Genomic DNA, 25,357 nt, shown 5'->3' with positions numbered 1-25,357 from the left:
CGTTCAGTTCCTCGGCGAGATGCGGGAATCACGCGGAACCACGCTCACCGGACGGCTCGCCATAAGCTGCGCATGCACGCGATCCGCCTCGATTGCGGCGATCTGACGTGAGAACACGATGAACCATCCCATGAACAGAATGCAGGCCAACGCCTCCACATTCGTCAGCGTGGTGCCGCCCTGCAGCCAGTGCACCCCCGCCACCGCAATCGCGACGATGATCAGATCGGACACCACGTACATCGCCTTCGACAACTGCGGCGCCAGCCAGGGAAGAAATACCATGAGCAGGCTCATCGGCAGGCTCAGACCACGGGCGAATACGTTATGCAGTATGGGATGCGGCGTGTAGCGAAACAGCCCCACGCCGGCGAAGCACATGCCCGCCAACGTCAGCAGCACCGACAGGCAGATGATTCTTGCCCAGAAGCGAGGGATCTCCACGTCGCCGTGCCTGCTGTCTGTGCCGGAGGATTTTCCGGCATCGGACGATTTCCCATCGGAGGCGGTGCGCCACAGCATTCGCATGCGCTGCGTGGCGATGAGTTCGGACACGGCGAAATAACTCAGAATGATCACGCAGACGCCGGCCAACACCAGTGTGGAGTTGAACATGCGAGCGGCGAACGTGGTGCGGTCGCCAAGCTGGGAGAAATTGTTCTTCCACCAGTTCGGGTCGTCGGAGGTCAGGCCGGCCGTGGAAACACCCGACACCACGAACAGCGGCAGCAGCGAGGCGATCGTCTTCGAATTCAGCGAATCCGCCTGCACGAACACCAGATAGCCGGTCACGGCGGAGAACAAGGCGACCACGGCGGGGACATACGAGCTGAACGACCGCAGTCCCATCGTACTGTTGATGACGCCGAACAGTGCATACATGCTCAGGAAGATCGTGGAGCCATAGACCACGGAAAGAGACAGCGTCTCAAACGCCCGTCGGACGGGAACGAGCCACCCGCGTTTCAGACTCCACGAATGCGAACGCCGAGAATACCCCACAATGAACGATGCGACACCGCATGCGGCGACCATGCCCGAACACACCGCGAACAGACGACCGGAGACCAGCCAGATAGCCGAAGCAAAACCAAGATACAGATCCGCGACAACGCCGGAGGCGACGGCGCACACCAGTGATGCGATGAGACCCAGCGTCTCCGCCTGCTGATGCCTTCCCAATGCGTTCCTCCGCCCGTGCCATTGCCTGTCATATACGATGCGTCGCACCCGTCCGAAGACGCATGATACGCGCTCGCGGTACATATTCACTGTAGGATGACCGGACGAAGACGCAAAATATTCTGCGGATATGCCATATTCATCCCGTTCATGGGTTATACTGTTAATTCGTGTTCAGGCAGTCGTCCGTTCGGCGATGATGAATGCAACGGGCCATAGCGCAGTTTGGTAGCGCGCCTGCTTTGGGAGCAGGATGTCGTGGGTTCAAATCCCGCTGGCCCGACCGAAAGCCCTACTCCCGTTTGGGATGTAGGGCGTTTTTTGTTTTATCCGGTTCCGTCCGCTGGTTCGTCGGCGGGGAGGTTCCGGGCAATGTGGCCAAGGGCGGTTGCGTCACGATGCGGGACGGCTACCCCCGCCTCACCAATCAGGATTCACGATCTGCATGGCGACACCGTCGTCCATGATGCGGAAGCCGTGCTTCTCATAGAACGACGCGTTCTTGCTTTCCTCGGGCATGACCTCGATGTAGAAGTAATCGCGGTACTTGTTCTTGACCATCTCGATCATATGGCCGGCGATGCCCTTGCCCTGATACTCCGGGTCGACCAGCACATAATGCACGTAGGTGAGCATCGATCCGTCATCCAAGGCGCGTACGAGACCGACCAGGCGGTCGCCGTCCCACGCGGTGATGACGGTGGGCGAGCCCATCAGGGCCTTGTACAGCCGTTCCGGATAGTTGGCGGACACCCACCCGACCGAGCGGAACAGACGGCATGCCTGCTCCTGGGTGAACGTCTTTGCTTCGGTGAAGGTGATGGACATGGCTTTCCTCATTCGTCGTTGTCTCGTCTGTCAATCGTTTGACCCTGTTCGGGCCCTTTTGACGTATCCGACATTGTAGACAATGCCCGCCGCCAGCTCATCGACCGTCTCGGGAACGATTACGGACTGGCCTGCATCAACGATTACACATGTCCGACTGTATCGACTATCGACGGTCGTGAGACCTTCGTCGTTCCGCCAAGTCGCTCGTAATATTCGACGAGCGGCAGGAAGAGCTCGTCCACCACGGAGACGATGTCCTCGTCCGACAGCGGACGCATATCACGCAGGATGGCCGCCCTGCCGAGTTCACCCGGCATGCGCAGCAGTGTCTGGGGCAGTTCACAGGTGATCTCGCCGCGCTCGCGGGCGTTCTCGACGGCCAGCATGATGCTCGGCTGGTCGCTCAATGTCGTGCGTTCGTACAGCTCATGGGCGCTGACGCCGAGCCAGCTGGCGTAGACTCCGAACTTGGCCAGTGCCATCACCGCGTCGGATTGCTTGTCGTTGAGCTGTCGCAGCACGGCGATGACGTCGTCGCGCAGCGTGCCGGTGTTCGGCCGTTCGATGGCGAATTGGTCCCGATGTCGTTTCATGGCCGCGATGAACAGTTCCGTGCGGTTCGCCCAGCGGCGGTAGAGCACTGGCTTGCTGGTATGCGCTCTGGCGGCGATGTTGTCGAAGGTGAACTCGTCGGCGTTGTGATTGGAGAGCTGTTCCCATGCGGCGTCCAGAATCGCCGATTCCAAGGCTTCTCCTCGCCGGCGTGTGCGTCCCGTCATTTCCGTTCGCCTCCATGCGTGTGCAGTTTCCGTAGCGTCCGCTCTGTGCTGTCTGTTGTATTTCGATTATCAAGATACCATGGCGTTTCTTATCTTCGGCCAACTATAGTTGCACGGGGAAATTAAGAAACCAACAAGTATCTTAATGGAAGGCGTATGGAACTCATGGATGACAAAAAACAACGAGGGTTGCGTCGTTCGCTGATATGCCTGTGCGCGGCCGAAACGGTGATGATGATCAACACCACCGCATTCAACGTGGCGCTGCCCAGCATCTCCGAATCGTTCGCCGCGGGCACGGATGCACAGCAGTGGATCGTGTCCAGCTACAACCTGGTCTTCGCCGCCGTGGTGCTGCTGGCCGGATTCGCCGGCGACCGAATCGGCTACGCAAGAACCATGATTGCGGGACTGTGGCTGTTCGTCGTGGCCTCGGTCATCGGCATCCTCGCCGGAAACATACCGACGTTGCTTGTCTCGCGGGCGTTGATGGGCGCCGGCGCCGGCATCGTCATCCCGATGGGGCAGGCGCTGCTCAGCCTCATGTTCCAAGGTGGGGGACTGTCCGGCGCCATGACGGCATGGGCCATCGCCGGAACATTGGGCGTGCCGTTCGGACCGCTGGTCGGCGGTGTGCTCACCGCAACGCTCGGCTGGCGCGGCATCTTCGGCTTCGACGGCGTGGTGTTCCTCGTCGTGATCGTCCTTGTCTGGGCGAGCACATCCCGTGGGGGCGTATCCCGCCGGGGTGGGAAACTGCAGGTTCCATGGGCGTCGGTGGCGATGATGTTCGCCGGATTCTCGTTGTTCTCCGCCGGTCTGGTCAATGCCCAGCATGGTTTCCTCGCCCTGACGTCGTGGGCGCCCATGCTCGGTGGTCTGGTGCTGATTGCGGGATTCGTGCTCCATGACCGGGCCTCACGCAATCCCCTGATGGAGCTCGGTCTGATGCGCGACCGTTCGTTCGCGGCCTGCGCGCCGGCGTTGATGATGCTGAACTTCTCGATGTACGGCATCATCTTCATCATGCCCGCCTATCTGGAGACCGTGTTGCGCCACGGCGTATTGGTGGGCGGGCTGATGCTGACTCCGCTGGTCGTCGCCTCCATCGTGGGGTCTCTGTCGAACGGCCACATCGCCTCTCGCATAGGCCTGCGCGGTACCAGTCTGTTGGCTCTGGCATTCCTGGCTACCGGCATGGCTGTGATGGGAATCGCCATGCGCTGGCATGGAGACATCATCGGGCAGGCAGTGGTGGCGGCGGGCCAGCTGCTTGCAGGATTCGGACTCGGTGCCGGTCAGCCTGCGATGCTCACCTGGGCCATGGGGCGGGTGCCGAACGGCCGCTCCGGTGCGGGGTCCAGCCTGCTGACCGTGTTCCGCCAATTCGGATCCATCATCGGCGTCGGTATCTTCGGCAGCGTGCAGGGAGGGCTGTACGTATCCCGGTTCCATGACGATGCCCTGGCCGCCGGACTGGCTGCGGATTCCTCCGCCGGTTCGGTGACATTGGACTTCCAATGGGCGGACGGCCTTGCTTCCACCTCCGCTGAGGCACTGCGGCAGGTGGCCTCCGACGCCTATGAGACTGCGATGCTGGGCAGCTTCGTGTCCGCCGCAGTGGTCATCGTTGCCACTCTCGCAATTGTCGCAATCCTCTCCGGGGGAGCATCTCGCTCCGCGCGTCAATCATGACGATGGGAGAAAATGAAAAACGGCTTGTCCGATATGTCATTCATGTACATATCGGACAAGCCGTTATGGAACAACGGTTACCGGCCGTCAATCCATGATGCGACGGGAACGCTTGGCGCTCATGAGCAGCAGGAAGCTGCGTGGCTGGGCGGTGATGACGAATCCGGCCTCGTAGGTCAGTTCCGGCCCCTTGGGGCTGAACGTATCGGCCACAAGCGTCCACGTGGAGCCGTACTTCTCATCCGGCAGCTTGAACACGATGGGCTCGTAATGCGCGTTGAAGATGAGCAGGAAGCTGTTGTCGGTCATGGGGGAGCCATACCAGTCGGTCTCCGGGATGTCCTTGCCGTTGAGGAACACCATCACCGACAGCGCATGCGTGTTGCCCCAGTCCTCGCGGTCCATGATCTCGCCGGTGTGGTCGAACCACTCCGCCTGCGGGATGCGGTCCGACGTGTCGCCGGCCGCACGGCCCGTGAAGAAGCGGCGTCGGTGCAGCACCGGATGGTTGAGCCTCAAATGGATGAGCTTCTTGGTGAACTCCAGCAGGTCCCTGCGGTCCTGGTCGAGCTCCCAATCCGTCCACGAGATCTCGTTGTCCTGGCAGTAGGCGTTGTTGTTGCCCTGCTGGGTGCGGCCCACCTCGTCGCCGCCGCAGATCATGGGGATGCCCTGGCTGACCATGAGCGTGGCGATGAAGTTGCGGCGCTGACGCTGACGCAGGCAGTTGACGTCCTGAATGTCGGACGGTCCCTCCACGCCGCAGTTCCAGGAACGGTTGTGCGATTCGCCGTCGCGGTTGTCCTCGCCGTTGGCCTCATTGTGCTTGTCGTTGTAGGTCACGAGGTCGTTGAGCGTGAAACCGTCGTGCGCGGTGATGAAGTTCACCGAGGCGACGGGGCGGCGTCCGTTGGCCTGGTACAGGTCGGAGCTGCCCATCAGACGGCTGGCGAACTCGGGCAGCGTGGACGGCTGCGAGCGCCAGAAATCGCGCACGCAGTCGCGGTAGCGTCCATTCCATTCGGACCAGCTGGACGGGAAGCCGCCCACCTGATAGCCGCCGGATCCGAGGTCCCACGGTTCGGCGATGAGCTTGATGTGGGAGAGCACTGGGTCCTGTTCCACGATGTCGAAGAACGCGGAGAGCTTGTCGACCTCCTGGAACTGTCGGGCCAGTGTGGCGGCCAGATCGAATCGGAAGCCGTCCACATGCATCTCGGTCACCCAGTAGCGCAGCGAATCGGTGATGAGCTGCAGCGCGTGGGGGGAGCGCATGAGCAGGGAATTGCCGGTGCCGGTGGTGTCGAAGTAGTGGGCGAAGTCGCCGCCGACGAGACGGTAGTAGTTACGGTTGTCGATGCCGCGGAAGCTCAGGGTGGGGCCACGATGGTTTCCTTCGGCGGTGTGGTTGTACACCACGTCGAGGATCACCTCGATGCCGGCCTCGTGATAGGCCTTGACCATCGATTTGAACTCGTTGACCTGCTCGCCGTATTCGCCGGAGCTGGAGTAGGCGTTGTGCGGGGCGAAGAAGCCGATGGTGTTGTAGCCCCAGTAGTTGCTCAGCCCCTTCTCGGTGAGGAAGGAGTCGTTGACGAACTGGTGGATCGGCATGAGCTCCAGCGCCGTGACGCCGAGCTCCTTGAGGTAGTTCACCACGGTGGGGTAGGCGAGCCCGGCGTACGTGCCGCGGATCTCGGCCGGCACGTCCTTGCGCAGGTTGGTCATGCCGCGCACGTGGGCCTCGTAGATGACCGAATCGTGGTAGGGGATGTTCGGATGCTTGTCGTTGCCCCAGTCGAAGAATGGGTTGACGACCACCGATTTCATGGTGTGCGCCGCGGAATCCAACGTGTTGAGGTTGTATTCGTTGTCCGGATCGCTGAACTTGTACGAGTACAGGCTTTCGTCGCCGTCCGTGTGCCCCTGGATGGCGCGGGCGTACGGGTCGAGAAGCAACTTCGACGGATTGCATCGATGGCCGCTCGGCGGGTCGAACGGGCCGTACACGCGATATCCGTACCGTTGTCCCGGCTGAAGGCCCGGTATGTAGTTATGCCATACATACGAGTTCTGCTCGGTCATTTCGATGCGGGTCTCGTTGTCGTCCGCGTCGAAGAGACAGAGCTCCACTTTTTCGGCCGCTTCCGAGAACAGCGCGAAATTCACCCCTGCGCCGTCGTAGCGGGCTCCCAACGGATACATTGAGCCTGGTCTGATCTGCATACATCCAGTATCGCATCGTCCATCCCCATAATCGGTAAGACATGGGTTAATCCACGGTAAATCAAAGAATGACATAGGGTGTTGCCCCGAGAATCTCCGTGGAAACCCCTCTTTCTGCTATAGACTTGCAGTACAAGCAAAGAGACGAAGGAGTTTTCTTTATGTCCGACACCAACAGACCGAACGAAAGCGACAAACCGGCGGAAGAGGGGATGAACGCCGTTCCTGAGGGCATTCCGATGTCAGAGCCCCCCAGCGCCGTCCCCAATTACGAGCCTCCGGCCCAGTGGGCCGCGCCGGCAGGACCGCAGCAGGGTCAGGCGTTCCCCGTTCAGAATCCCGTCCAGCAGCAGTTCCCCGGTCCGGAATATCAGGGACAGCCGCAGCAACCGATGAACTTCCAGGCCCCGCCATACACCCCCGCAGGGCAGCAGCCCGAGCCCGGCCAGCCGCAATACGCCGCGACCCAGGCCATTCCGACGGCCGAAGGACAGGATCCTGCGGAGCAGCCCGCTCCGGCAAATGCGTTCCCGCAGGGTGAGCCCATTCAGGCTCCCGGACCGATTCCGCCGAATGCCCCGGCTCCGGGCGATCAGATTCCCGGCCAGCCTCCGGTCGGCCAGCCTCCCTACGGCGCCCCGTATGGCCAGCCTCCGGTTCCCGGCCAGCAGCCGCAGGCCCAGCCCACGAAGAGCAAGAAGAAGCTGTTCATCGGCCTTGGAATCGGCGGTGGCGTGATCGTGCTGGCCGTGATCATCGCACTGGTCGCCTTCTTCGTGCTGCAGGGAGGCAAGCCCAAGGCCGAGGACTACACGTCCGCCATGACGACGATCTCCAAGTTCTCCACCAAGCAGTCCGCCGTCCAGACGAAGATCGCGGACGTGTACTCCGCCACCTACAAGGGCGGCAACACCTTCACCGAGGACGACGTGACCAAGGTCAAGGAGAAGGTCAAGGACTACAAGGACACCGTCGACGCCTTCAAGGACAACAAGGTCATGAAGGACGAGAAGGTCAAGGAGAAGTATGACGCCTACGTCAAGGCCGTCGACTCCTACGGCACCTACGCCAACAACCTCGCCGAATCCGCCAAGCCGATGTCCGACGCCATACAGGTATGCGACGACGAGCCGTCGAGCAGCACGTATTCCGCGAGCTTCGCCTCGAAGTACAACGAGTACCTGAGCAACTGCATCGCCAAGCTCGACACGCTTTCCAAGGTCCCCGACAAGAGCATCGCGCAGTTCGGCACCGACATGAAGGACCACGCCTCCAAGATCAGCAACGTGGTCAAGCAGCTCGCCGCCCTGGGCGACCCGACCAAGATCGAATACGGGAGCGCCGCCTACGACAAGTACGACGATCTGGTCGACCAGCTCTACGACCTGTCGAGCACCTCCGACATCACCACGGACTTCTCCGAGAACCTTCGCGAGGCGGAGGACAAGGCCAGTCCGCAGGATGAATACAATGCGCTTGACAGCGCGCTGCAGGACGGATTCCAGGAGGCACTGAGCCACTGAGCCGTCAAACGACCGACGATCGATAGGCCATAATAGGCCATATTGCTGTCGGCCCGGGTGCAAGCCGGTCTTTCCACTGACGTTTCGCCACGATGGAAAGACCGGCTTTTTTGATGCCGGCCGGGCCTCTTGGAACCATGGGGCGCGGCGATGGACGATTGCGATACTATGACAGTCATGACTGAAACGAATGAATCATTGTGGCGTGCGCCGTTCGCGGCCGAACCGCTGGACGCCACCGTAACCATCCCCGGCAGCAAATCGCTGTCGAACCGGTATCTTGTCCTCGCCGCGATGGGCACCAAGCCCGTCACGCTCATCGGTTTGCTGCGCTCCCGCGACACCGAACTGATGATGGGAGCCTTGGAGGCGCTGGGCGTCTCCTGCGTCGCCGATGCGGACGATGAGACCACCGTGGTCGTCACCCCGCCGGAGAACGGGGTGTTCCGAGGTGGCTCGTCGGTGTTCTGCGGCCTTGCGGGAACGGTGATGCGCTTCGTCCCGGCCCTGGCGCTGTATGCCGATGGGCCGGTGCATTTCGACGGCGACAAGCAGTCGTACCAGCGTCCGATGGGGCCGCTGCTCGAAGGTCTCCGACAGCTTGGCGCGCGTATCGACTTCGAGGGGGAGCCGGGGCATCTGCCGTTCACGCTCACCCCGCCGGAGCAGGCCGTTGGCGGATCCGTATCCATCGATTCCTCGGGATCGAGCCAGTTCATCTCAGGTTTGCTGCTCGGCGCCCCGAAGCTCGGGGGCGGGTTGAGGCTCACCCATACCGGCGAGCATCTGCCGAGCCTGCCGCATATCCGCATGACCATGGCGGATCTTGGCGCGGCCGGCGTCGACGTGCGCATGGATGGCCGCACCTGGACCGTCGCGCACGGCGATGTGCAGCTGCTGCCGCAGGTCGTCGTCGAGCCCGACCTGTCGAACGCCGCACCGTTCCTGGGGGCCGCGTTGATCGCCGGCGGCACCGTACGCGTTCCCAACTGGCCTGAGCGCACGACCCAGCCCGGCGGCCTGCTGCCGGAATATCTGGAGCATATGGGAGCCACGATAACGATCGAGGAGATGCCCAACGGCGCAAGAACCCTGGGCGTGACCTCCAACGGCGTGATTCACGGACTCGGTGACTTCGATCTTTCCGCCGCAGGGGAGATCGCCCCGTCGCTGGCCGCGCTGCTGGTGTTCGCCGATGCGCCTACCTCGCTTACCGGCATCGGTCATCTGCGCGGACATGAGACCAACCGCCTTGAGGCGCTGGTCACCGAGATCCGTCGCGTCGGGGGAGACGCCGACGAGCTTGCCGACGGCATCGCGATTCGTCCGGTGGGTCCGGAACGTCTGCACGGAGCGGTGATGGAGACGTACGCGGATCACCGCATGGCCACGTTCGCCGCGATGCTGGGCCTGCGCATCAGGGACATCGATGTGGTGAACGTGGAGACCACGCGCAAGACCATCCCCGATTTCGTGGGGTTGTGGTCGTCTATGCTGGGCTGACGTCCTGACGATGTCCGTCCAGTGAGATGGCAACAGAAAAGGCTTCGGATTCGTTTTCGAAATCCGAAGCCTTTTCCATGAATCATGGGCGGTTGTGGGCGATGTGATCATCGCGTCGCCCACAACCGGACTCGTCACTCGCTGTAGTCGGCGGGCTCGAACACGTTGCCGTAGGAGTCCTTGCCGGCGGCGGCGATCTTCGCGGACTTGCGGGCGATGGCGAGCTCCTCGTTCGTCGGGTAGACGGCCACGATGACGGAGGAATCCGGCGTGGAGATGACGCGCGGCTCGGAGGTGTGAACGTTGTTCTTCTCCTCGTCGAGCTTGACGCCGAACGGGGCGAGGCGGTCGATGACCATCTTGCGGATCGGGGAGGCGTTCTCGCCCACACCGGCGGTGAAGGTGATCACGTCGACGCCACCCATCTGGGCGGTGTAGTTGCCGATGTAGGCCACGATGCGGTGCACGTAGACATCGAGAGCCAGCTTGGCGTCCTCGTTGCCCTCATCGGCCAGGCGCATGACCTCGCGCATGTCGCCGTAGCCGGTCATGCCGGTCAGGCCGGAGCGCTTGTTGAACAGGGCGTCCAGCTCGTCCACGTTCATGTGGGCGTTGCGGATCAGGTGGAACACGACGGCCGGGTCGATGTCGCCGGTGCGGCCGCCCATGACCAGACCCTCGAGCGGGGTGAGGCCCATGGAGGTGTCGACGGGCTTGCCGGAGATCTGGGCGGAGGCGGAGGCGCCGTTGCCGATGTGCAGCACGATCTGCTTGAGGCCTTCGGCCGGCTTGCCGATGAGCTCGGGGACGACGGAGCCGACGAACTCATGGGAGGTGCCGTGAGCGCCGTAGCGGCGAATCTGGTAACGGTCGGCGATCTCCTTGTTCAGCGCGTAGGTGCTGGCTTCCTTCGGCAGCTGGAAGAAGAAGGAGGAGTCGAAGACGAACACCTGCGGCACGTCGGGCAGCAGGGAGCGCATGACTTCGGCGCCCTTGGCCTCGGGGCCGTTGTGCAGCGGGGCGAGCACGGCGAGGTCCTTGACCTTGCCGATGGTCTTGTCGTTGACGAGGGCCGGGTTCGGGAAGATGGAGCCGCCCTGCACCACGCGGTGGCCGACGGCGATGATGCCGGATTCCTCGAGATCCGGGCCGTACTCCTTGAAGAAGCCGAGGACGCGCTTCAGACCCTGCTCGTGGTCGTGGATCGGCTCGGTGAGCTTGTGCTTCTCACCCTTGTACTCGTGCTTGTAGTTGCCGTCGATCGGCTCGCCGATCTTCTCGACCAGACCGGATGCGATGCCTTCGCCGGTTTCGAGGTCCACCAGCTGGTACTTGATCGAGCTGGAACCGGAATTGATGACAAGGACGGTTTTCGCCATTGTGGGCTTCCTCCATTGTTGTGTTTGGGGAGCGTCATGCTCCACTTCCTTGACCGAGATTACTCGTCGGTGGATACATTTCGCTACGTATATTCCTGTGTTTTCCATGAAAAAACCGTTCCAATCGCAACGATTGGAACGGTTTGTGAGATATGTCACATCAGCAGGGTGCTCCGGCTTGCGAAGCGAGCCTTGTGAGATTCGGGGGTGCGTGCGACTTCAAGGCGTGGGGGCGAAGGCGTACGACGGTACGTCGAGTCCTCCACAACGCAGAAGGCGCTCCATCACCGAATCTCACTCCCACTCGATGGTCGCCGGCGGCTTGGAGGTGCAGTCCAGCACCACGCGGTTGATCTGGCGGCATTCGTTGGTGATGCGCGTGGAGATCGCGGCGAGCACGTCATAGGGGACGCGGGACCAGTCGGCGGTCATGGCGTCCTCGGAGCTGACGGGGCGCAGGACGATGGGGGAGCCGTAGGTGCGCTCGTCGCCCTGCACGCCCACGGAGTGGACGTCGGCGAGCAGCACCACGGGGCACTGCCAGATGTCGCGGTCGAGGCCGGCCTTGGTGAGCTCCTCGCGGGCGATGGCGTCGGCCTCGCGAAGCACGTCGAGGCGTTCGCGGGTGATCTCGCCGACGATGCGGATGCCCAGGCCGGGGCCGGGGAACGGCTGGCGCCAGACGATCTCGTCGGGGAGGCCGAGCTCGGTGCCGATGGCGCGCACCTCGTCCTTGAACAGGGTCCGCAGCGGCTCGATGAGCTGGAACTTGATGTCCTTGGGCAGGCCGCCGACGTTGTGGTGGCTCTTGATGTTGGCCGCGCCGTCGCCGCCGCCGGACTCGACGACGTCGGGGTAGAGCGTGCCCTGCACGAGGAACTTCACTTCCTTGCCGCGTGCACCGGCCTCTTCGAGCACCTGCTGCTGCGCCTTCTCGAAGGTGCGGATGAACTTCTCGCCGATGATCTTGCGCTTGCGCTCGGGCTCGGAGACGCCCTTGAGCGCATCGAGGAAGTCGTCGGCGGCATCGACGGTGATCAGCCGGATGCCGGTGGCCTCGACGAAGTCGTGCTTGACCTGCTCGACCTCGCCCTTCCTGAGCAGGCCGTGGTCGACGAACACGCAGGTGAGCTGGTCGCCGATGGCCTTGTGCACGAGGGCCGCGGCGACGGCGGAGTCCACGCCGCCGGACAGACCGCAGATGACCTCGGCGTCGCCGACCTTTTCGCGGATCTTCGCGACCTGATCCTCGATGATGCCGGCGGAGTCCCAGTTGTCCTCAAGGCCGGCGCACTTGTGCAGGAAGTTCTCGATGAGGTCCTGGCCGAGCGGGGTGTGCTTGACCTCGGGATGCCACTGCACGCCGTACAGCTTGCGGGACTCGTCGGCCATGGCGGCGACGGGGGCTCCCTCGGTGTGGGCGAGCACCTTGAATCCCTCGGGCGCCTTGTTGACGGCCACGCCATGGCTCATCCACGTGTCCTGGCCGGCGGGGGAGCCTTCGAGGATGCCCTCGGCGTCGGTGATGACGGCCGGGGTCTTGCCGTACTCGCCGAGCGCGGCCTTGTCGACGTCGCCGCCGAGTTCGTGGGCCATGACCTGGAAGCCATAGCAGATGCCGAGCACCGGGACGCCGGCGTCGAAGATCTTCTCGTCGATGCCGGGGGCGCCGGGCTCGAACACCGAGGCGGGGCCGCCGGAGAGGATGATCGCCTGGGGATCCTTGGCGAGGATCTCGTCCACGGGCATGGAATGCGGCACGAGCTCGGAGTACAGGTGGGCCTCACGTACGCGACGTGCGATGAGCTGCGCGTACTGCGCCCCGAAATCTACGACCAGAACCGGTCCGTTGGCCATGAATGCCTCCTATATAAAGCAATTGGCGGGGTTGACAGATGTGTCGATTATGTCCCGTGATTGCGACATAACAAAATGATTACAACTTGCCCGAACGCGGACTCCTTCGAGCCGAGGGATGGGAGGAATCGTTGCGCTCACGGGCGGATGAATGGCGCAATCGTTCGCATGACGTGCCGTGAGCGATAACGACACGCCCTCGGGATTTAACAAAGGAAATGTAATTCCAAGTGGTAGTTTTTTGAAAACCAAGGCAAACCCAGGCAACGGAAAAGCCCTGTTTTCCCAATACCCTTGGCGCTGTCGGGCTTACTTCGCGGATTCACAATTTCCTATCCTTGTTGAAAACTTTTTGAACATTTTTTAACAAAAGTGTTCGTGGTCGTTGAGGGAAAGTCCGCGAGTTCTCCTACCATGAATAGCGATTAGGAAAACCGGTCAATTGCACGTTCCAAGTCAACGGGCGCAAGGGCTGGCGGACCTGAGAAAATAACCGATCGCACATTATGTGCAGAAGTACAGGAGTACACATGACGAGTCCTGTTATTGGCACCCCTTGGAAGAAGCTGAACGCTCCGATCTCCGACGAAACCCTCGAGGCCGTCGACAAGTACTGGCGCGTCACCAACTACCTTTCCATCGGTCAGATCTACCTCCGCAGCAACCCGCTGATGAAGGAGCCCTTCACCCGTGAGGACGTGAAGCACCGCCTGGTCGGACACTGGGGCACCACCCCTGGCCTGAACTTCCTCATCGGCCACATCAACCGTCTTATCGCCGATCACCAGCAGAACACCGTGATCATCATGGGACCGGGCCACGGTGGCCCCGCCGGCACCTCCCAGTCCTACGTTGACGGCACCTACACCGAGTACTTCCCGAACATCACCAAGGACGAAGCTGGCCTGCAGAAGTTCTTCCGCCAGTTCTCCTACCCGGGCGGCATCCCCTCCCACTACGCTCCGGAGACCCCGGGCTCGATCCACGAGGGTGGCGAGCTGGGCTACGCCCTGTCCCACGCCTACGGCGCCGTGATGAACAACCCGAGCCTGTTCGTGCCGGCCATCGTCGGCGACGGCGAGGCCGAGACCGGCCCGCTGGCCACCGGCTGGCAGTCCAACAAGCTCGTCAACCCGCGCACCGATGGTATCGTGCTGCCGATCCTGCACCTCAACGGCTACAAGATCGCCAACCCGACCATCCTCTCCCGCATCTCCGACGAAGAGCTGCACGAGTTCTTCCACGGCATGGGCTACGAGCCGTACGAGTTCGTCGCCGGCTTCGACGATGAGGACCACCTGTCGATCCACCGCCGCTTCGCCGAGCTGTTCGAGACCGTCTTCGACGAGATCTGCGACATCAAGGCCGCCGCTCAGACCGACGACAAGCACCGTCCGTTCTACCCGATGATCATCTTCCGCACGCCAAAGGGCTGGACCTGCCCGAAGTTCATCGACGGCAAGAAGACCGAGGGCTCCTGGCGCTCCCACCAGGTGCCGCTGGCCTCCGCCCGCGACACCGAAGAGCACTTCATGGTGCTCAAGAAGTGGCTGCAGTCCTACAAGCCGGAAGAGCTGTTCGACGAGAAGGGCGCCATCCGCCCCGAGGTCACCAAGTTCATGCCGCAGGGCGAGCTGCGCATCGGCGAGAACCCGAACGCCAACGGCGGCCGCATCCGCGAGGACCTGAAGCTCCCGAAGCTCGAGGACTACGAGGTCAAGGAAGTCAAGGAGTTCGGCCACGGCTGGGGCCAGCTCGAGGCCACCCGTCGTCTCGGCGTCTACACCCGCGACGTCATCAAGCTGAACCCGGATTCGTTCCGTATCTTCGGACCTGACGAGACCGCCTCCAACCGTCTGCAGGCCTCCTACGAGGTCACCAACAAGCAGTGGGATGCCGGCTACCTGTCGGATCTGGTCGACGAGCACATGAACGTCACCGGCCAGGTCGTCGAGCAGCTCTCCGAGCACCAGATGGAAGGCTTCCTCGAGGCCTACCTGCTCACCGGCCGTCACGGCATCTGGAGCTCCTACGAGTCCTTCGTGCACGTGATCGACTCCATGCTGAACCAGCACGCCAAGTGGCTTGAGGCCACCGTCCGCGAGATTCCGTGGCGTAAGCCGATCTCCTCCATGAACCTGCTCGTCACCTCCCACGTGTGGCGTCAGGATCACAACGGCTTCTCGCACCAGGATCCGGGTGTGACCTCCGTGCTGCTGAACAAGTGCTACAACAACGACCACGTGATCGGCATCTACTTCGCCGCCGATGCCAACATGCTGCTGGCCGTTGGCGAGAAGGTCTACAAGTCCACCAACATGATCAACGCGATCATCGCCGGCAAGCAGCCGGCCGCCACCTGGCAGACCCTGGACGAGGCTCGTGCCGAGCTCGAGAAGGGTGCCGCCGAGTGGGAGTGGGCTTCCAACGCCTCCTCCAACGACGAGGTCCAGGTCGTGCTCGCCTCCGCCGGCGATGTCCCGACCCAGGAGCTCATGGCCGCCGCCGACAAGCTGAACAAGCTCGGCGTGAAGTTCAAGGTCGTCAACGTGGTGGATCTGGTCAAGCTCCAGTCCGCCAAGGAGAACGACGAGGCCCTGACCGATGAGGAGTTCGCCGATCTCTTCACCGCCGACAAGCCGGTCCTGTTCGCCTACCACTCCTACGCCCACGACGTGCGTGGCCTGATCTACGATCGCCCGAACCACGACAACTTCAACGTCCACGGCTACGAGGAGCAGGGCTCCACCACCACGCCGTTCGACATGGTGCGTGTGAACAACATCGACCGCTACGAGCTGACCGCCGAGGCTCTGCGCATGGTCGACGCCGACAAGTACGCCGACGAGATCCAGAAGCTCGAGGACTTCCGCCTCGAGGCCTTCCAGTTCGCCGTCGACAACGGTTACGATCACCCGGACTACACCGACTGGGTGTGGCCGGGCGTCAAGACCGACCTGCCGGGTGCCGTCTCCGCCACTGCCGCCACCGCCGGCGACAACGAGTGAGATTGCTCACAGTAGTCTGATCGACTAACGGCGAAAAGCCTCCCTCCAGCACGCTGGAGGGAGGCTTTTCCATTATCCGGAACGTTGCTTTCCCAACGTTTTTCGCTCACCGTCCTCTTGCTGGTAGGCAAATGCAACAGAAGACAACATAAGATAGCGGGTCGGCCTTTATACTTACAATGGTTGCGGTTGCAAAGCAGTGTTGCCCGCACCTCAGCCCGACAGAGGACTGAACAATTGCAAAGGAGTTTGACTGTGAGTCTTACCAGTGTGTATATCGCCAGCCCCGAGGCCGCCAATGGCCGCAACGTCGTCGCCTACGGCGTCGTCGCCGCTCTCGCCGGCCAGTACAAGACAGGCGTGTTCCGTCCGGCCGCATGCAAGAAGGAAACCTTCACCGATGTTCTGCTTAGCGCGGCAACCGCAGGCCAGACCCGTGAGCAGGCCGTAGGCGTCTGTCCCTGCAGCGCCCGCGAGGACAAGGAAGGCGCCCGCGGAGACATCGTCCGCGCTTACTCCGCCGCAGTCGCCGCGTCCGACCCCGAAGCCGTCGTCGTCGTCGGCACCGACAAGAGCGACATCTTCGACCCCGCAGCCTTCGACTTCAACGCCGCAGTCGCCGCCGATCTCAAGGCCCCCGTGTTCCTCGCCGTCTGCGCACTGAACCGCAGCGCCGAGCAGGCCAAGGCCACCGTCGCCGCCTGCGCCAAGAGCGTGGAGGCCGCCGGCCAGACCGTCGCCGGCGTGTTCCTCACCGGCTGCGCCGACGACAAGGCAGCCGATGTGAAGGCCGCCCTCGCCGAGTTCCCGGCCCCCGTCTGGACCGTCCCCGCCCATGACTGCGGCACCGAGGAGGAGGCCAAGGCTTCCCTCGCCGATTTCGAGGCACACGCCCCCGCCGCCCAGATCCTGGCCGCTCTGAACCAGGACTTCGCCCAGCCGACCACCCCCTACGCCTTCCAGACCGACCTGCTGAACAAGGCCAAGGCCGCCAAGAAGACCATCGTCCTGCCCGAGGGTGAAGAAGACCGCATCATCAAGGCCGCCGACTACCTGCTCGAGCGCGACATCGTCAACCTGATCATCGTCGGCGAGAAGGACCAGATCCTGGCCCGCGGCAAGGAGCTCGGCCTCAACTCCCTCGAGAAGGCCACCTTCCAGTCCATGAACGACGAGGAAGTCCTCGCCCCGATGACCGAGAAGCTGTGCGAGCTTCGCGCCAAGAAGGGCATGACCCCGGAGCAGGCCCGCAAGCAGCTGACCGACGCCAGCTACTTCGGCACCATGCTCGTGGTGCTCGGCAAGGCCGACGGCCTCGTCTCCGGCTCCATCAACTCCACCGCCAACACCGTGCGTCCGGCCCTGCAGGTCATCAAGACCAAGCCCGGTCAGAAGCTCGTCTCCGGCGCGTTCCTCATGTGCTTCAAGGACCACGTGGCCGTCTTCGCCGACTGCGCCATCAACCTGAACCCGAACGCCGAGCAGCTTGCCGAGATCGCCATCCAGTCCGCCGAGACCGCCAAGGCCTTCGGCATCGATCCCAAGGTCGGCATGCTGTCCTACTCTACGCTCGGCTCCGGCAAGGGCCCCGACGTCGATCTGGTCGAAGAGGCCACCAGCATCGTCAAGCAGAAGGCTCCGGAGCTGGCCGTCGTCGGCTCCATCCAGTTCGACGCCGCCTGGTCCCCGGTCGTGGCATCCACCAAGGCCAAGGGCAATGACGTCGCCGGTCACGTCAACGTGTTCGTGTTCCCGGACCTGTGCGCCGGCAACATCGGCTACAAGGCCGTTCAGCGTTCCTCCGGCGCTCTGGCCATCGGCCCGGTGCTGCAGGGTCTGAACAAGCCGGTGAACGACCTGTCCCGCGGCGCCAATGTCGAGGACATCATCAACACCGTCGCCCTGACCGCCGTCACCGCACAGTGATAACGACTCAAGACCGACGTCCATAGGCCATGAAGGGCCACGGCATCATGCTGTGGCCCTTTTCTTGTTCCCGATCCGTCTTTGCCCGTCTCGATCACGGTGTGTCGCGCATCGGCGTAGTTCCGGTCCAATCCATATAATGCTTTCATTCGCATCGCCGTTCGAGAAGGGATCCCCGCCACATGCGACAGGGTTTTGACAACGACAAGTACATCGAATTGCAGGCCGCCAACATCCGAAAGCGCATCGCGCAGTTCGGCGGCAAGCTGTATCTGGAATTCGGCGGCAAGCTGTTCGACGACCATCACGCGTCACGGGTCCTTCCCGGCTTCGAGCCCGATGCCAAGTTCCGCATGCTGCAGAGCCTTGCCGATGACGTGGAGATCGTCATCGCCGTCAACGCCAACCACATCGAGAAGGCCAAGATCCGCGGCGACCTCGGCATCACCTACGATGAGGACGTGCTGCGTCTCATCGACATCTTCCGCTCATACGGATTCCTCGTCGGCTCGGTGGTCCTCACCCAATATGCCGGGCAGCCCGCCGCCGACGCCTACCGCCAGCGTCTCGGTCAGCTCGGCGTCACCTGCAGACTGCACTATCCCATCGCCGGATACCCGCACGACATCGAACGCATCGTCTCCGACGACGGCTACGGGCGCAACGACTACATCGAGACGAGTCGTCCGCTCGTCGTGGTCACCGCGCCCGGTCCCGGTTCCGGCAAACTCGCCACCTGCCTTTCCCAGCTCTATCACGAGCACAAGCGTGGCGTACAGGCCGGCTACGCCAAATACGAGACGTTCCCCATCTGGAACCTGCCGCTCAACCACCCCGTCAACATCGCCTATGAGGCCGCCACGGCCGACCTCGACGATGCGAACATCATCGATCCGTTCCACTTGGAGACGTACGGCGAAACCACCGTCAACTACAATCGCGACGTCGAGGCGTTCCCCGTGCTCAAGGCCATGATGGAGACGATCATGGGGGAGAGCCCCTACGCCAGCCCGACCGACATGGGCGTCAACATGGCCGGCTACGCCATCACCGACGACGAAGCGTGCCGAGACGCCTCGCGCATGGAGATCGTGCGACGCTACTTCACCGCATGCGTCAACTTCAAGCGCACCGGAGAAGGCGAGGACCAGATTGAACGTCTGCGCTCCATCATGGCGAAGGCCGGCGTGGACGAGAATCTCTCCCCGGCGCGGAAGGCCGCGCTCGACAAGGAACAGGCCACCGGCGGGCCGGCAGGCGCCATGGTCCTTCCCGACGGGCGCGTCGTCACCGGCAAAACAGGCGAACTGCTTGGCGCGGCCAGCGCCCTGCTCATGAACGCGCTCAAGTCCGTCGCCGGCGTGGACGATACGCTGAGCGTCATCCACGACGATGCCATCGAGCCGATCTGCCGGCTCAAGACCGAACATCTCAGCAGCGTCAACCCCCGACTGCACTCCGACGAGACCCTCATGGCGCTATCCATCACCAGCGCCGTCGACCCTGTCGCCGCAAAGGTCATCAACGGTCTCGACGCGCTCAAGGGCTGCGACGCGTTCTTCTCCGTCATCATCTCGGCCACGGATGAGGCGCTTTATCGGAAGCTCGGCATCAACGTATGCTGCGAGCCGAAATACGAGCGGACGAGTCTTTACCACAAGTGACGGCGCGTTCCAACAGGCCGGTTCTATTCAGGCATGTCCCATGGGCTCACGGGCGTCAGCTGGTCTTTAACCTATAGCGCTGCGTCGGGTCGTCTCGGAACTGCACCCGAGCGACCCGGCCCTCCTTCACCAGTTCACGCAATCCCGATGTGGCGGCCAGGGGCGTCAGACGCAGTTCACGCATGATCTCCTTCACGCTCATCGCCGAATGCCTTTCGAGCAGCGTCATGATCTCCCGTGACACTTCGCTCGGCGAGCCATGCTTGAGCGTGCGATGCTTGGTGATGGTCATGGTGAACGTGTTGATGTCATTGCAGGTAGTCGCCGGTTCGATGCCGGCCTCCCTCAGACTCGCGGCGATGCGTTGATAGCCGTCGCCGCCCTCCGGGTTCACGAAACCGCCGCCCGGATACGGTGTGGACTCCAGAAGCGTGAACAGAAACTGGTTTCGCGTCGACGAAAACGCCGTACCCGTCACCGGATGCGGATTGGCGAGCACGTCATGCGTCACCGTGCCGTAGAGTCCTCCCGGATTGCTTATCTCGATGCGGTCGGTGAACACGCTCACATGCACCTGGGTGCCACGCGCATCAGGGGAGTAGTCACGGTGCGTGAGCGCATTCGCAAGGGCCTCCCGCAGGACCGCAGGCGGGTAGTCCGGCCTGCGTGCCCCGATCCAGCGCATCAGCGATTCGACGGTGTCGTCGATCATCAGGGGGATCGAGCCGATCACCGTCCGCGACGCGATAAGCCGTTCGTCCCCCCGGAACACGTCGTCACGACTGGTGCCGGGGAAAACCGCTATCGACACGTTCAACCGCGGAAAGAACTTCTGCGGATAACGCCCCAGCGCCAGCAGACCCGCCAACGTGGGGCGAAGCACGCCTCCGACATGCCGGTGGTCGGAATCGTCATGCCGCAGCGCCTGCAGATCAAGCAGCACATCGACATCGGACCGGGCGCCGAAGACCCTGGGATGCTGCTCGCGCACGCGCGCAAGCAGCCCTTCGACCAGTCCGGGGTCGAGATCGTCACGCGTGGCCCCCGGCACGATATCCAGATCATACGTCGGCTGCAGGTGCTCCTCGATGAGCCGGTCCACCTCGTACGAGGTCATACGCCGGTCCCCGTCACCGGTCCGGATGAACGATCCCCCATGCGCGCCAATCGCGGAAATGAAGCACGGCTTGTCGCGGGGCAGCATCTCGTCGACCCGCGCAAACACCAGATTGCTGCCCTCGAACGGGCAGGTCACGATCGTGGGACGCACCACCGGCGTCATCTTCTCGCAGGCCTGGCTGAGCGACTCCTGCATCGAACGGGCGTTGAACCCCTCGACAGGCGTAAACCCGTTCTTCTCCGAAAGCCCGAGGATGATCCAACCGCCCGAGCCATTCGAGAACGCGGAAAGCGTGTCGGTGATCGTCGAGGATATCTTGCGCTTGCACTCCTTGACCTCGCACTGCTGGGTATCGTTGCCGATCAGTCGCATCAATGCGATGAGCTCGGTCATCTTCGCGGTGTAGTCGTCGACCATGGCACGTCCTCCTTGACACCATCATGCTCCCGACGATCGGGGAAACGGCGCGGTTTTCACCTCCGTTCATCGAAAATTCATGAGGGACGACATAGGGCCGGCAACCGCGATGCGAACGACGGGCCGCATTTGTCGGAGAACCGTTCTACAAATAATCGAGTGACCCAAGACACCCCCTCCGAACAGATCACCCCACGCTGGCGTTTCCAAGGCATCGACGGCATCAAAGGCCTGTCTCTGGCGGCCATCATCGTCTACCATTACAACCCCCTGCTCATGCCCGGGGGATTCGTGGGCGTGGATGTGTTCCTCACCATCAGCGGCTTCCTCATCGCGCTCAGCATGCTCAAACGGCTCCATGCGCATGGGCGCATCGGCTGGATCGACTACTTCACCCATAGGCTCCGCCGGTTGTATCCGGCATTGATCGTCATGGTGCCGGCGGTGATGACACTGGCGAACGCCGTGCAGACCGACTTCCTGGTCGGCATCCGCAGGCAGGCCTCGGCGGCTCTGACCTTCATCTACAATTGGTATGCCGTCACCTCCGGCAGCAGCTACTTCGACACCATGAATCCCCAGATGTTCAAGCACCTGTGGTTCATAGCCCTGCTCGCCCAGTTCTACATCGTCGCCCCCATGCTGGTCCGTTTGCTCTGGGGGCTGCGTCATGCCACACCGGCGGTCCTCGTGCTGCTGGGGCTTTCCGCCGCGAGCTTCATGTGGATGGCCAGGCTCTACGATCCCGCCTCGCCCACACGCGTGTACGAGGGAACCGACACCCACGCCGGAGGCTTCCTGCTCGGTATGGCGCTGGCCTGGTGCATCTGCGCATGGCGCAATGCCGAAGCGACGGGCCGCCGTCACATGGCCGTCACCCGTCTTGCGGTGCGATGCTGGCGCCGAATCGCCGCATACACCGGATTCGTCGCGCTGGTGCTGCTGGTCGTGCTTGCGCTGCGCCTCAGGCAGGACGCCTTTGCATTCCACGGAGGCATCGCCGTGGCATCGGTGCTGGCGACACTGCTCATAGCCGGAACCATCACCGGCGGCTCTTGGATGCAGGGACTGTTCGCCATGCACCCGCTGTCGGCGACGGGAACATACTCCTACGGCATCTACCTATGGCATTGGCCGTTATGGCTGCTCGGCTCCGCGCTGATGCGCTCATGGGGCGTCAGACAGCCGCTGGCGACCGCAGCCATGGCTCTCGTCGCCACTGCGGTCCTGGCATGGTGTTCCAGTGTGCTGGTGGAAAAGCCCTCGGCACGTGGTGGATTCATCAGTGCCGTCATTCCCGATCCTCCGGTCGGCGCCAAGACCGCGGCACGCGGCATGGCAGTGATGCTGATCATACTGCTGGCCTTCACCGGAGGCTTCCGGGCATGGCGTGACGCCCCGGCGAAGACGAGCACGCAGATCGCCCTTGAGAAGACGCAGCGAATGATGGAGGAGCGCGCCCGCCTCAACGGCGAGATTCTGCGCAAACCGGTTCCGCGGCCGAAGAAGCCGGCCCACTCCTTCCCGGACGGCACGCAGATCGTTGCCATCGGCGATTCGGTGATGGACATGGCCGCCCCGCAGATGCAGGCGAGATTCCCCGGCGTCCTCGTCGATGCCAAGGTGTCCCGGTCCATCATGGAAGCCGGTCCCATCGTCGGCCAGATGCAGGCGGAATCCCGGATGCGTCCATGGCTCATCATCGGGCTGAATACGAACTCAGCCATCGTCACGGACCAGCTCGACCAGCTTCGTGCACAGATTGGCCCCGACGTCGTGCTGGTGATTGTGAACGGGCATGGGCCCGACAGCTGGATCACCGAATCCAACGACGTCACCCGTGCCTATGCGCAGGCGCATGCGGACAATACCGTATATGTGGATTGGGATGCGGCCATCTCGCAGCATCTCGACCTGCTGTACAGCGACGGCGTGCATCCGATGGAAGGCGCGGGGGCGGACATCTATCCGCAGGCCATCCAGCAGGCCATCAGACAGTGGATATCGGAAGGCCACTGATACTGCGGTGATACCGCCGGCAACCACCATGCCGGCATGAAAAATCGGGGGCGGGCCATAGGCCCGCCCCCGATGCGCCGATACGCGACGGCTTACTCTTCCGATTCGGAATCGGCGTCGCTCTTTGCCACGGCGGCGAGGAAATGCTCCTCGCTGGGCAACGCGATGTTGAGAATCACCGCCACCACAAACGCCACGGCGATGCAGTTCGAAGCGAAGATCTGCTGGAACAGCGCGGGGAAGTGAACGAAGATGTGGTTCACCTGGGTGAATCCGATGCCGATGGTGAGGCTGAGCGCGGCGATGGTGATGTTGCGCTGCGAATAGCCGGCCTCCGAGATCATCTGGAATCCGGAGAGGATGATGTTGCCGAACATCATGATGGTGCATCCGCCGAGCACCGCCTGCGGCAGCGAGTTGAACACCTCGGCGATCGCCGGCACGAAGCTGGCGAGAATCAGGATGACGCCTCCGGAAAGGATCACCTTGCGGTTGACGACCTTCGTCATGGCCACCAGGCCGATGTTCTGTGCGAAACTCGTCAGCGGCAGGCAGCCGAACAGGCCGGAGACCGAGGAGATCAGGCCGTCGCCGGCGATGGCGCCGGCGGTCTCCCGCTCGGTGGGCTGACGGTCGAGACCGACCTTGGTCAGCGCGGCGGTATCGCCGAGCACCTCGACCGAGGACACGACGTACAGCAGGGCGATGGAGATGATCGAGCCCCAGTCGAATTCGGGCTTGAACGGCATGAACTGGGGGAGGGACACCACGGAAAGATGCTGGAATCCGGAGAAATCGACCATGCCCATGCAGATCGCCACCACATAGCCGACCACCAGACCGAACAGCACGGAAAGCTGCTTGGCGGTGCCCTTCATCAGCAGCTGGAAGGCCAGGCAGGCGACCAGGGAGATGAGACCCAGCGTGAGGTTACGCCACGATCCGAAGTCCGCGGACGTGGCGTCGCCGCCGCCGAAGCTGGTGGCGCCCACCGTCAGCAGCGAAAAACCGATGGACGTCACCACGATGGCCGAAACGATCGGAGGCACGAACCTGCGCCAGTATTTCGCGGTGAGGCCCAGCACCAGCTCCAGCAGGCCGCCGACCAGCACGGCGCCGACCACGGCGCCATAGCCCTTGTCGGCGCAGATCGCCGTCGCCGCCGCCACATAGGTGAAGGAGATGCCGGTCACCATCGGCAGACGGGAGCCGATGCGCCATGCGCCGTACAGCTGCAGGCAGGTGCCGAGACCGGCGACCAGCAGACCCGCCTGAATCACGGCGGCCGACTGGTCCGGCGTCATCTTCGCCGCATTCGCGACGATGAAGATCGGCGCGAGGTTCGCCACGAACATCGCCATCACATGCTGCAGGCCGAACGGTATGCCTTTCCAGAACGAGACCGGTGCATCCAGCGAGGTCAGCGCCTCGACCGAAATGCCGGGTTTGCTCTTGTCTTTCGTGCTCAACGAAAAATTCCTCTCTTGGTGTTTCTCTTGGTTCTCTTCGATCGTCCCCGTATGTCCCCGTCCGCCATGATGGCGTGCGGGAACCGCGCCGCAGGACGGTCAGGCGCGAAACTCGATGGTGCCGTTCCGCGGGTCCATCGACTCGACGACGGCCAGCGAATCGACGTCGTATCCGAGCGAGCGCAGTTCGTCGCCGCCTCCCTGGAAGCCCTTCTCGATGGCGATGCCGATGCCCTCGACGGTCGCGCCGGCATGCTCGCAGATGTCGATGAGACCATGCAGGGCCTTGCCGTTGGCAAGGAAGTCATCGATGAGCAGCACATGGTCGTCGGGGCCGAGATACTTGCGCGACACGATGACCGGGAACTCGCGCTGCTTGGTGAACGAATACACCGTGGAGACGTACTGGTCGCCATCAAGGTTGATGGACTGGGCCTTCTTCGCGAAGATCACCGGCACATTGCCGAAATGTCGTGCCGCCACGCAGGCGATGCCGATGCCCGACGCCTCGATGGTGAGGATCTTCGTGATGTTCCTGCCTGCGAAATGCTCGGCCCACGCCTTGCCCATCGCGTCATACAACGCCACGTCGCACTGATGGTTCAGGAATGCGTCGACCTTGAGCACGTTGCCCGGCTTGATGGTGCCCTCCCGACGGATTCGCTCCTCGAGTTCCTTCATAAATCACCTCATTGAACAATAGATGGTCCGAAACGGACGCAAAAGGGATGGTATGTAGCTTACGCGGCGTAGATGACC

At 62.7% G+C, this 25,357-nt stretch carries 16 protein-coding genes and 1 tRNA gene; 8 read left to right on the top strand and 9 right to left on the bottom strand.

Annotated elements, in window-relative coordinates; genetic code table 11:
- Positions 1-3 precede the first annotated feature (3 nt).
- Complete coding sequence (locus GFD18_RS01470; protein ID WP_163199756.1) at positions 4-1,182, bottom strand: ABC transporter permease; 1,179 nt, start codon at positions 1,180-1,182, stop codon at positions 4-6.
- A gap of 209 nt (positions 1,183-1,391) precedes the next feature.
- Here GFD18_RS01470 and GFD18_RS01465 point away from each other — a divergent pair.
- Positions 1,392-1,465 (top strand) — tRNA-Pro (locus GFD18_RS01465).
- A gap of 137 nt (positions 1,466-1,602) precedes the next feature.
- Here the strand turns inward: GFD18_RS01465 and GFD18_RS01460 are convergent.
- The gene (locus GFD18_RS01460; RefSeq protein ID WP_163199833.1) at positions 1,603-2,010 is read right to left on the bottom strand and encodes a GNAT family N-acetyltransferase; all 408 of its coding nucleotides are present in this window, start codon (positions 2,008-2,010) and stop codon (positions 1,603-1,605) included.
- Between the two features lie 143 nt (positions 2,011-2,153).
- Positions 2,154-2,792, bottom strand: coding sequence for a TetR/AcrR family transcriptional regulator (locus GFD18_RS01455; RefSeq protein WP_163199757.1), 639 nt, complete (start codon positions 2,790-2,792; stop codon positions 2,154-2,156).
- Positions 2,793-2,948: 156 nt separating this feature from the next.
- Between GFD18_RS01455 and GFD18_RS01450 the strand changes: the two genes are divergently transcribed.
- A complete protein-coding gene (locus GFD18_RS01450; RefSeq protein WP_163199758.1) occupies positions 2,949-4,487 on the top strand; it encodes an MFS transporter in 1,539 nt (512 codons plus the stop codon).
- Between the two features lie 87 nt (positions 4,488-4,574).
- Here the strand turns inward: GFD18_RS01450 and glgX are convergent, their stop codons facing one another.
- Positions 4,575-6,713, bottom strand: a complete 2,139-nt coding sequence (gene glgX, locus GFD18_RS01445) for a glycogen debranching protein GlgX (RefSeq protein WP_100511145.1) — start codon at positions 6,711-6,713, stop codon at positions 4,575-4,577.
- 239 nt (positions 6,714-6,952) lie between these two features.
- On the opposite strand from glgX, the gene GFD18_RS01440 reads away from it, so the two are divergent.
- Positions 6,953-8,236, top strand: coding sequence for a hypothetical protein (locus tag GFD18_RS01440; protein ID WP_163199759.1), 1,284 nt, complete (start codon positions 6,953-6,955; stop codon positions 8,234-8,236).
- Between the two features lie 177 nt (positions 8,237-8,413).
- Positions 8,414-9,739, top strand: a complete 1,326-nt coding sequence (aroA, locus tag GFD18_RS01435; protein ID WP_163199760.1) for a 3-phosphoshikimate 1-carboxyvinyltransferase — start codon at positions 8,414-8,416, stop codon at positions 9,737-9,739.
- 134 nt (positions 9,740-9,873) lie between these two features.
- Here the strand turns inward: aroA and GFD18_RS01430 are convergent, their stop codons facing one another.
- Together GFD18_RS01430 and guaA are read right to left on the bottom strand one after the other, a co-directional pair.
- Complete coding sequence (locus tag GFD18_RS01430; RefSeq protein ID WP_163199761.1) at positions 9,874-11,118, bottom strand: acetate/propionate family kinase; 1,245 nt, start codon at positions 11,116-11,118, stop codon at positions 9,874-9,876.
- Positions 11,119-11,412: 294 nt separating this feature from the next.
- Positions 11,413-12,975, bottom strand: coding sequence for a glutamine-hydrolyzing GMP synthase (guaA, locus tag GFD18_RS01425; RefSeq protein WP_163199762.1), 1,563 nt, complete (start codon positions 12,973-12,975; stop codon positions 11,413-11,415).
- A 530-nt stretch (positions 12,976-13,505) separates the two neighbouring features.
- On the opposite strand from guaA, the gene GFD18_RS01420 reads away from it, so the two are divergent.
- The 3 genes from GFD18_RS01420 to GFD18_RS01410 all read left to right on the top strand — a co-directional run bounded on the left by GFD18_RS01420 (position 13,506) and on the right by GFD18_RS01410 (position 19,573).
- Entirely contained in the window at positions 13,506-15,983 is a 2,478-nt protein-coding gene (locus tag GFD18_RS01420; protein ID WP_100511140.1) for a phosphoketolase, read from the top strand.
- A gap of 255 nt (positions 15,984-16,238) precedes the next feature.
- Positions 16,239-17,909, top strand: a complete 1,671-nt coding sequence (gene pta / locus GFD18_RS01415) for a phosphate acetyltransferase (RefSeq protein ID WP_163199763.1) — start codon at positions 16,239-16,241, stop codon at positions 17,907-17,909.
- Positions 17,910-18,091: 182 nt separating this feature from the next.
- A complete protein-coding gene (locus tag GFD18_RS01410; protein ID WP_163199764.1) occupies positions 18,092-19,573 on the top strand; it encodes a DUF1846 domain-containing protein in 1,482 nt (493 codons plus the stop codon).
- A gap of 55 nt (positions 19,574-19,628) precedes the next feature.
- Here GFD18_RS01410 and GFD18_RS01405 read toward each other — a convergent pair whose 3' ends face one another.
- Positions 19,629-21,110 carry an ATP-binding protein gene (locus tag GFD18_RS01405; RefSeq protein WP_163199765.1) on the bottom strand — a complete coding sequence of 494 codons (1,482 nt, stop codon included), beginning with the start codon at positions 21,108-21,110 and terminating at the stop codon, positions 19,629-19,631.
- A gap of 159 nt (positions 21,111-21,269) precedes the next feature.
- Here GFD18_RS01405 and GFD18_RS01400 point away from each other — a divergent pair, with 159 nt between their 5' ends.
- Positions 21,270-23,129: an acyltransferase family protein gene (locus GFD18_RS01400; RefSeq protein ID WP_163199766.1), complete on the top strand. Its 1,860-nt coding sequence runs from the start codon at positions 21,270-21,272 to the stop codon at positions 23,127-23,129.
- 92 nt (positions 23,130-23,221) lie between these two features.
- Here the strand turns inward: GFD18_RS01400 and GFD18_RS01395 are convergent, their stop codons facing one another.
- Both GFD18_RS01395 and GFD18_RS01390 read right to left on the bottom strand, forming a co-directional pair.
- A complete protein-coding gene (locus GFD18_RS01395; protein WP_163199767.1) occupies positions 23,222-24,598 on the bottom strand; it encodes a nucleobase:cation symporter-2 family protein in 1,377 nt (458 codons plus the stop codon).
- Positions 24,599-24,697: 99 nt separating this feature from the next.
- Positions 24,698-25,279 (bottom strand): xanthine phosphoribosyltransferase, encoded by a 582-nt coding sequence (locus GFD18_RS01390; RefSeq protein ID WP_163199768.1) that lies wholly within the window; start codon positions 25,277-25,279, stop codon positions 24,698-24,700.
- Positions 25,280-25,357: the final 78 nt, after the last annotated feature.

It is taken from the genome of Bifidobacterium saimiriisciurei (genome assembly GCF_010667655.1).
In the GTDB taxonomy this organism is placed as follows: Bacteria; Actinomycetota; Actinomycetes; order Actinomycetales; family Bifidobacteriaceae; genus Galliscardovia; species Galliscardovia saimiriisciurei.
The sequence above is the reverse complement of the archived record's forward strand: the minus strand, read 5'-3'. Positions and strand labels throughout refer to the sequence as shown.